Source organism: Luteibacter sp. P4_D7_3, assembly GCF_056401735.1.
On sequence record NZ_JBFUIT010000179.1, the window covers coordinates 1 to 8,149 of the forward strand.

Annotated in this window: 8 protein-coding genes; 1 reads left to right on the plus strand and 7 read right to left on the minus strand. The window is 66.7% G+C overall.

Annotated elements, in window-relative coordinates; all coding sequences use genetic code 11:
• A partial coding sequence (locus AC1DSN_RS14740; RefSeq protein ID WP_477331344.1) for a glutamate-1-semialdehyde 2,1-aminomutase occupies nt 1–823 on the plus strand: 823 nt, incomplete at its 5' end.
• 99 nt (nt 824–922) lie between these two features.
• On the opposite strand, the gene AC1DSN_RS14745 is transcribed toward AC1DSN_RS14740, so the two are convergent.
• The 7 genes from AC1DSN_RS14745 to AC1DSN_RS14775 form a co-directional block, all read right to left on the minus strand.
• The gene (locus AC1DSN_RS14745) at nt 923–2,170 is read right to left on the minus strand and encodes an acetylornithine/succinylornithine family transaminase (protein WP_063572496.1); all 1,248 of its coding nucleotides are present in this window, start codon (nt 2,168–2,170) and stop codon (nt 923–925) included.
• A 399-nt stretch (nt 2,171–2,569) separates the two neighbouring features.
• A complete protein-coding gene (locus tag AC1DSN_RS14750) occupies nt 2,570–3,904 on the minus strand; it encodes a sigma 54-interacting transcriptional regulator (protein WP_477295652.1) in 1,335 nt (444 codons plus the stop codon).
• A gap of 212 nt (nt 3,905–4,116) precedes the next feature.
• Nucleotides 4,117–4,932, minus strand: coding sequence for an SDR family oxidoreductase (locus AC1DSN_RS14755; protein WP_477331347.1), 816 nt, complete (start codon nt 4,930–4,932; stop codon nt 4,117–4,119).
• Between the two features lie 10 nt (nt 4,933–4,942).
• A complete protein-coding gene (locus tag AC1DSN_RS14760; RefSeq protein ID WP_477331349.1) occupies nt 4,943–5,545 on the minus strand; it encodes an LON peptidase substrate-binding domain-containing protein in 603 nt (200 codons plus the stop codon).
• A gap of 10 nt (nt 5,546–5,555) precedes the next feature.
• Entirely contained in the window at nt 5,556–6,914 is a 1,359-nt protein-coding gene (gene mpl / locus AC1DSN_RS14765; RefSeq protein WP_477331351.1) for a UDP-N-acetylmuramate:L-alanyl-gamma-D-glutamyl-meso-diaminopimelate ligase, read from the minus strand.
• Between the two features lie 40 nt (nt 6,915–6,954).
• Nucleotides 6,955–7,539 carry an adenylate kinase gene (locus AC1DSN_RS14770; RefSeq protein WP_063573458.1) on the minus strand — a complete coding sequence of 195 codons (585 nt, stop codon included), beginning with the start codon at nt 7,537–7,539 and terminating at the stop codon, nt 6,955–6,957.
• 91 nt (nt 7,540–7,630) lie between these two features.
• Nucleotides 7,631–8,149: lysostaphin resistance A-like protein (locus AC1DSN_RS14775; RefSeq protein ID WP_477331353.1), on the minus strand; the 519-nt coding region annotated here is incomplete at its 5' end.

The following is an 8,149-nucleotide window of genomic DNA, read 5'->3' on the forward strand; positions in this document are numbered from 1 at the left end:
GGCAGGTTCGGGCGCGCTCACCTTCGGCGTCCCCACGTCGCCCGGCGTACCCAAGGCCTCGGCCGACCTGACACTCACCCTGCCCTACAACGATATCGACGCCGCGACGCTGCTGCTCACCCAGGAAGGCAAGGAGATTGCAGCCCTGATCATCGAGCCGGTCGCCGGCAACATGAACTGCATTCCGCCCAAAGAGGGTTACCTGCAGGCGCTGCGTGAGTTGTGCACCGCCCATGGTGTCCTGCTCATCTTCGACGAGGTCATGACGGGCTTCCGCGTGGCGCTGGGCGGGGCGCAGGCCCACTACGGCATCACGCCCGACCTGACCTGCTTCGGCAAGATCATCGGCGGCGGCATGCCGGTGGGTGCCTATGGCGGTCGCCGCGACCTCATGGAACAGATCGCGCCATCGGGCCCGATCTACCAGGCGGGCACGCTCTCGGGTAATCCCGTCGCCATGGCCGCCGGTCTCGCCATGCTCGGGCTGATCCAGGCGCCGGGTTTCTACGACGACTTGACGGCGCGTACGGTCCGGCTCACCGACGGCATCCTCGCCGAAGCGAAGAAAGCCGGCGTACCCTTCAGCGTGAACCGCGTCGGCGCGATGTTTGGCCTGTTCTTCACCGATGAAACGGTGGAAAGCTATGCACAGGCAACCAAGGCCGATGTCGCTGCGTTCAACCGCTTCTTCCACGGCATGCTGGAGCGCGGCGTGTACCTCGCACCGTCGGCGTTCGAGGCCGGGTTCGTCTCCAGCGCGCACGATGACGGTGTCATCGCCGAGACGATTGCCACGGCAGGCGAGGTGTTTGCCACCCTCTAAACAACATGGAACTGTAGGAGCCGGCTTCGCCGATGAATCGGCTCCTGCAACAAGCCGATGGTGGACGCGCAACAAGCCGGCGACAGGCCGGCGTTGTCATCAGGCGACTTTCGCTTCCTGCGCGAACGCCGCCAGCGAGGCGTGGAGACGCTCGAGACCTTCCGCGGTTTCCTCATCCGTGATCGTCAGCGGCGGGACGATGCGCAGCACGTCGGGGCCCGCCTGGAGGATGAGCAGGCCGTGGGCGGCAGCGAGATCGAGGATTTCGCCGGCCCGGCCAGCGTACGCGCCGTCGAGCACCGCGCCGATCATCAGCCCGCGACCGCGGATTTCCGAGAACAGGTGGAATTCGTGGTTGAGCTTGTTCAGGCCCGTTCGGATGTCATTGGCCTGACGCTCGACGTTGAGCATGACGGCCGGCGAGGCGATCTTGGCCAAGGCCACACGTGCCACGGCCGCGGCCATCGGGTTGCCACCGAAGGTCGTGCCATGGGCGCCGAACTGCATCACCTCGGACACCTTGGGCCCGACCAGCATGGCGCCGATCGGGAAGCCGGCGCCGAGTGCCTTGGCCAGGGTGACGATATCGGGCGTGACATGGTCATGCGAATGGGCGAACAGCGTCCCGGTGCGGCCCATACCGCACTGGATTTCGTCGAGGACCATGAGGGCCCCGTGCGCGTCGCACAGCTCACGAACCTTCTTCAGGAAGCCCGGCTCCGCCGGCATCACACCGCCCTCGCCCTGCACCGGCTCGAGCATCACCGCCGCCACGTCACCGTGAGCCATCGCTTCCTCGAGCGCGGCCGGGTCGTTGAACGGCACATAGCGAAAGCCCCCGGGAAGTGGCTCATAGCCTTCCTGGTACTTCGGCTGGGCCGTCGCCGTGACCGCGGCGAGGGTGCGGCCGTGGAATGAACCCTTGAAGGTCACAATGACGCGCTTCTCGGCCGGCCGCCCCTGCGACGCCGCCCACTTGCGCACCAGCTTGATCGCTGCCTCGTTGGCTTCGGTGCCGGAGTTGCAAAGGAAAACACGCTCGGCGAACGGTGCGTGCTCGACCAGCTCCTGGGCAAGGTGCAGCGGCGGCTCGGAATAAAAGACGTTGCTGGCGTGCCACAGCTTGTTGGCCTGGCCAACCAGGGCGGCAACGAGATCCGGATCCTGGTGACCCAGGGCATTCACGGCGATACCGGCGCCGAAGTCGATGTAATCGCGGCCTTCCGTGTCCCAGACGCGGGAGCCCTTCCCGTGATCGAGGATGACATCGCGCGGGCGATAAACGGACAGCCAATAACGCTTGCCCAGGCCAACGAGATCGGAGGGTGTGACAGGGTGCGACGACATGGTGCTGACTCCGGGCCCCGGCCGCAGCGCCGACGCCCCTACAAGAACGGATGGAATCGCACGGTACGCTCTGCGGTCMGACATCGATCCGAAACCACATCATCCTATAAGGCGCGGCCCGCGCCGACAACGCGCGGCATGTACCGCCGGTGCAACGTTTTGTTACACGTCGCTACACCGCCTGAACGCCCGGTTTCAGCGCGTCTGCCGGRAATGCCTTGAGAATCAAAGGAAGGCCCCCGTGGCACGGCGCTTGCTGCCGTAGTGGGCAAGGCCCTGTGAAGCCCGCGATGTTCGTTCGCCCGACGACCCTGCCAAGCCGGACGACGAATGGGAACTCCCGGTCCCCAGAGGGCCGGGAGTTTTCTTCACTCCCGTCACCGGAGGGGCCGAACCCGGTCAGCGCAGCTGGTCGAGAGCGAGTTGGTGTTTTTTGCAGAGGCGGTAGACGGTCACGCGGGATACGCGCAGGCGCCGCGCGCATTCGCTGATGTTGAACGCGCTTGCACGAAGGCAGTCGACGATCGCCTCGCGTTCGGCGGAGGTGCGCGCGCTGCCAAGGCTATCCCGGTCCGCGCCAGGGAGGTCGGCGCTCAGCTCCAGATCCTCCGGCGTGATCAGCGCATCGTCGGCGATCACGGCCGCGCGCTGCACGCGGTTCATCAGTTCGCGCACGTTGCCCGGCCAGGCAAAGGCGCTCATCGCCTTCCGGGCGCTCGTGCTGAAGGCCCGTGCGCGCGTTCCATAGCTCTCACGGAAAGCGTCCAGGAAATACTGGGCCAGCAGTTCGATGTCGCCATTGCGCTCCCGCAACGGTGGCATGCGCAGGCGCAATACGTTGAGGCGGTAGAAAAGATCTTCGCGGAACCGTCCCTGCGAAACGGCCTTCTCGAGATCCACATGGGTAGCGGCCAGCACCCGCACATCGACCTTGATGGACTGGCAGCTGCCGATGCGTTCGATGGTGCCTTCCTGCAGCACCCTCAACAGGTTGGTCTGTGCATCGAGGGGCAGGTCGCCGATCTCGTCGAGGAACACGGTGCCGCCGTCGGCGGATTCGAAGTGGCCGATGCGCCGCGCCGTGGCGCCGGTGAACGAGCCGCGTTCGTGGCCGAACAGTTCGGACTGGACGAGGTTGGCCGGCAGCGCGCCACAGTTGATCGCCGCGAAAGGCCGTTCGTGGCGTGCCGAAAGCTGGTGCAGGGCCCGCGCGGCCATCTCCTTGCCCGTCCCGGTCTCGCCGGTGATGAGCAGGGGCAATTCGACCGGCGCGAACTTGCGGATGTTCTGCGAGAGGGTGCGGATGGCCTGGCTGTCGCCCGTGAGGATGCTCGGACGGGTGTCCACGGCGGCGGGCGCATCGCCCGGCGCGCGTTGCAGCGCCAGGCGTAAGGCGGTGAACGAAGAAGCGCCGTCGATGATCTCGAGGGCCTGCGGCAAGGCCAGCCGGATCGAGGGCTCATGTGCCGGCGTACGGGAGCCCGTCAGGCCGATCCAGGCCATGGCCGGGTGGTTTTCACGAAGTTGGTGGAGGATGCGGACGGCGGCGAGCGCGCTTGCCCGCAGGTCGACCACGGCGATGGCCGCGTCTCCGCATTCGGGTAGTGCCTCACTCTGGGCGGCCGGATCGGCCACCAGCGTGCGCCAGCCTGCCCGGAGCAGACCAAAGTGTTCTTCAACGCTCGGTCTGCCTACCCAGACGACACAACGCCCCGACATTTCCCCGCGCGACATGCCTGCTCCTCACCCGTTACGTGGCCTGCTAGCCGGCTTCGCGGATTCAATCCTGGACCCGCCGCCGGCACCCCTGCAGGCCGGCAAGCCCCACATCGTCGCGCGTGTGTCAGACGACAGCGACGGGGATCGAAGTTATACCGGCGTGCCGAAAGCGGCCATACACCAAACGGGCTAGCCTCCAGAGCCATACGGGTGCATCGCCGCGCTAGCTACAGAAACAAATCCGGTAGTAGCGGGTTGCCCGGTGCCACGGCGTAGCGATTGAAGTCAGTGATGCCCTCTTCACGCAGCACGTCTTCGTCGATGTAGAACTGGCCGGTGTAGTCACGCGAGCGACGGGTAAGCACCGCGTGCGCCGCATCCGCGACGATGTCCGGCGTGCGGCAGTTTTCAACGCGGACGCCATCGATCATCGCGATCGCGGCCGTGGCGATGACGGTTTTGGGCCACAGCGCGTTCACCGCGATGCCCAGCGACTTGAATTCAGGCGCCATGCCGAGCACGCAGAGGCTCATACCAAACTTGGCAATGGTGTACGCGACATGTGGTTCGTACCACTTCGGATCGATGCTCGGCGGAGGCGACAGCATCAGCACCTGCGGGTTCTCTGCGTTCTTCAGGTACGGCAGGCAAGCCTGTGTCGYGAGGAAGGTTCCCCGCGTGTTCACCTGCTGCATGAGGTCGAAACGCTTCATCGGCGTGTTCTCCACGCCGGCCAGCCAGATGGCGCTGGCATTGTTCACCACGATGTCGATGCCACCGAAACGTTCGGCGGCCGTGGCCGCGGCCATGCGCACTTCGGACTCTTCGCGAATATCCACTTTCAACGGAAGCGCGACACCACCCGCCGCTTCGATCTCGGCGGCCGCGGTGTGGATCGTGCCGGGCAGCTTGGGGTTGGCGACGCTGCTCTTCGCCGCGATGACGATATTGGCGCCGTCGCGTGCGGCACGCAGCGCGATGGCAAGCCCGATGCCGCGCGAGGCCCCGGTGATGAAAAGCGTCTTCCCTGCGAGGGTCGTCATGGCAAGTCCATTAAGGGCGCTGGAAGCGCGGGAGAATGTCACGCAACTCGGCAAGCCGTTCGAGTGGGTCGTCGAGTTCGAGCATGTGCTGGCACTCGTTCGGATCCAGCGGCAGCAATTCGGAGAGGCGGAAGCCGACCCAGCTGGCATCGTCAGAGCGCGTGGCGACGTCATGCCGCCAGGGTGGCTGCATCTGGTCGACAAGGCGCTCGAGAATGGTCGCGAGCAGACCGAATTCAGGCGGAAGCGGCGTGATGTCTTCGGCACGCCACGTGGCGATGTCGCCACGCACCTGCCCGTCCGAGCGGATGCGGGTACGCGTGACGCGAAAACGCAGGCCACCTTCGGCGACGATGCCAAGCAGGCCGTCCTCACCCGTGTGGAAGTCCGTGATTGTCGCCAGCGTGCCGACGGCCGCAGGCACCGCGGGATGCCCGGCTTCGCTGCCCTCGAGGATCATGCAGACGCCGAAGGGTCGGCCGGTGCGTGCGCATTCGCGCACGAGGTCGATATAGCGTGGCTCGAAGATGCGCAGTTGCAGCTGACCGCCCGGAAAAAGGACGTTCGTCAACGGAAACAGCGGGAAGTCTTGTCMGGGCGTGGTGGCAGCCATGCCCGCCAGTCTAACCTGCGTCGAGCGCGGTAAAAAAGCGCCGCGGCGCACCTTCGAAGCCGCCGTTGGACATGAACACGACATGGTCGCCTTCCCGCGCATCCGCGGCGAGCGTGGCCACCAGCGCCTCGACCGTCGGCACGGCCTTGCCACGACCATCGAGCGCCGCCGTGACGCGTGCCGCGTCCCAGGCGAGCTCGGGGCGATGCAGGAAGACCACGCCGTCGGCATCGGCGAGCGACGGCGCAAGGGCCTCCGCGTGCGCGCCCAGACGCATGGAGTTCGAACGGGGCTCGAGCGCGACGAGGATGCGTGCGCCGCCGACCTTTGCACGCAGGCCGGCCAGTGTTGTCGCGATCGCCGTCGGGTGATGGGCGAAGTCATCGTAGACCGTGATGCCACCGGCCTCGCCGATCACTTCCATGCGGCGACGCACGCTGGTGAAACTGGCGAAGGCCGGTAGCAGGCTCACCGGATCCGCACCCGCCGCCGTTGCCGCGGCGAGCGCGGCCAGTGCGTTCATCACGTTGTGCCGACCCAGCGAACTCCAGTGGATCTCACCGAGCACGGTGTCGCCACGACGCACGCGGAAATGCGAGCCGTCGGCGGCGATCAGTTCGGCGCGCCAGTCGCCCTTGTCGACGCCGAAGGTTTCCACCGGCGTCCACGCACCCATGGCCAGCACTTCGGCGAGATAGGCGTCTTCCGCGTTGACGATGAGGCGGCCATTGCCCGGCACCGTGCGCACCAGGTGGTGGAACTGCCGCTGGATCGCAGCCACGTCGGGAAAGATATCCGCGTGGTCGTATTCGAGGTTGTTGAGGATGGCGATGCGCGGACGGTAGTGGACGAACTTGGAGCGCTTGTCGAAGAAGGCCGAGTCGTACTCGTCGGCCTCGATGACAAAGGGCTTGCCCTCGCCGCGACGCGCCGAGACATCGAAGTTGCCGGGCACCCCGCCAATGAGGAAACCCGGCGAGAGGCCAGCCGTCTCGAGCAGGTGGGCGAGCAGGCTGGTCGTCGTGGTCTTGCCGTGCGTGCCCGCGACCGCCAGCACCTCGCGGCCGCCGAGCAGCGTCTCACCCAGCCACTGCGGACCCGAGATGTAACGCAGGCCTTCGTCGAGCATGTGCTCGACGGCCGGGTTGCCGCGCACCATGGCGTTGCCCACCACGACCAGATCCGGCGCGGGCTGCAGGTGTTCCGCCTTGTAGCCCTGCATCAGGCCGATGCCGAGGGCTTCGAGCTGGTCGCTCATGGGCGGATAGACGTTCGCGTCCGACCCTTCGACGGTGAGGCCGAGCTCGCGCGCGAGCGCAGCGACGCCGCCCATGAAGGTGCCGCAGATACCGAGGATATGGACGCGCATGGGTCGACTCATGGGGGCCCGCCGAAGCGGGCCGTGAGGGTCAGGCGCTGGCGGCCTGGATATCGCCCGGGAGGACGTCGAGAACGCGCTGGGTCACTTCATCGAGTTCGCCGACGCCCTCGACGACCTGCAGCTTGCCGCGCTGCTTGTAGAAGTCGGCGACGGGCGCGGTCTGTTCGGCATAGATGGCCAGGCGCTTCTTGACCGTATCCGGGTTGTCGTCGGGACGGCCTTCCTTCTCGAAGCGGACTTCGCAGCGGCCGACGATGGCCTGGTCGGGCACATCGAGCTTGACCACGACATCCAGCGGCTGGCCGATCCGGGCCAGCACCTCGTCCAGCGCGGCGGCCTGGGCCAGGTTGCGCGGGTAACCGTCGAGGATGAAGCCCGGCTTGGCGTCCGGCTGGCTGAGGCGGTGCTCGATGATGCCGAGCATGATGTCGTCCGACAGCAGGATGCCCTGGTCCATCAGGCCCTTGGCCTTCAGACCCAGCTCGGTTCCTTCCTTGATCTCCGCGCGAAGCAGGTCGCCGGTGGAGATGTGGGGGACGCCGAGGCGCTCCTTGAGGCGGGTGGCCTGGGTGCCCTTCCCTGAACCGGGGGCGCCGAATAGCACGAGTCGCATTGATGCTCCGATACGTCGGGCGACACGGGGTTAACCCGAGCGCCGGACACAAGAAAATGGGTCTCAAGGTAACGGCACGGCCGCGCTCGCGTCAAACGGCCGACACCGGAGGCGTGTAGGCCGCGGCCCGCTTCCAGCGGGGAACGACCAGCCGGCCCCGCTTGCGCGCCACCAGGAACAGGCCCAGAGAGACCAGGCTGCACGCTACCAGGGCAACGATCGACGCCTCGGCGCCGAATTCTCCGCCGGAGAGCCAGTCCGGCCCGGCGAGGCGCGAGGCCACCAGCCCGTGCATCTGGAGGCCCGAGGTGGGTACGCCGAAAACCAGCGACTGGGTGATATTCCAGCCGGCATGAAGGCCCATGCACGCCAGCAGCGAGCGGGTCGCCACGTAGAGCAGCCCCAGCATGACGCCCGCTTCCAGGGCGATCGCCAGGCTGGTGCCGATTGTCGCGTGGGGGTTGAAGGCGTGGGCGAAGCCGAAGAACACCGAGGAGATGAGCAGGGCCCAGCCGGTGCCCAGCGCCTCCTCGCAGGCGCGGAAAAGCACGCCACGGGAGATCAGTTCCTCGCCGATGGCCGCGCCAACCCCCGCGCCCAGGACGATGCC